This window comes from Pelomicrobium sp. G1, from assembly GCF_051905455.1.
Classification (GTDB): Bacteria; Pseudomonadota; Gammaproteobacteria; order Burkholderiales; family UBA6910; genus Pelomicrobium.
This window is the reverse complement of sequence record NZ_JBQACR010000102.1, coordinates 1-468: the sequence shown is the minus strand read 5'-3', so window position 1 is coordinate 468 and position 468 is coordinate 1. Positions and strand designations below refer to the sequence as shown.

Below are 468 nucleotides of genomic sequence, written 5' to 3'. Positions count from 1 at the left end.
GGAATCAGGAATCAGAGTCATCGGACAGCGCTTCGCGCCACAAAACTCCCCTGATTCCTGATCCCTGCTGTGGAGCTAACCGGGCTCGAACCGGTGACCTCCTGCTTGCAAAGCAGGCGCTCTCCCCGCTGAGCTATAGCCCCCCCCGTGGTGGGTCTGGGTGGACTTGAACCACCGACCCCACGCTTATCAAGCGTGTGCTCTAACCGGCTGAGCTACAGACCCGCACGCCCCACCAACAGCCGATCGGCGTGAGCACGAGCCCTCGGGCATCGTCTCAGGCGCGCTCTCAGCGCGCTCTTTCCAGAAAGGAGGTGATCCAGCCGCACCTTCCGATACGGCTACCTTGTTACGACTTCACCCCAGTCATGAACCATACCGTGGGGGCCGCCCCCCCCTCGCGGGTTAGGCCAGCCACTTCTGGTACAGTCCACTCCCATGGTGTGACGGGCGGTGTGTACAAGACCC

Annotated in this window: 2 tRNA genes and 1 rRNA gene; all 3 read right to left on the bottom strand. The window is 62.6% G+C overall.

What is annotated here, in order from left to right:
* Positions 1-70: 70 nt before the first annotated feature.
* Positions 71-143 (bottom strand) — tRNA-Ala (locus tag ACTFO6_RS17670).
* A 5-nt stretch (positions 144-148) separates the two neighbouring features.
* Positions 149-225: transfer RNA gene (locus ACTFO6_RS17665), tRNA-Ile, on the bottom strand.
* Between the two features lie 82 nt (positions 226-307).
* Positions 308-468, bottom strand: a 16S ribosomal RNA gene (locus tag ACTFO6_RS17660); the annotation flags it as partial.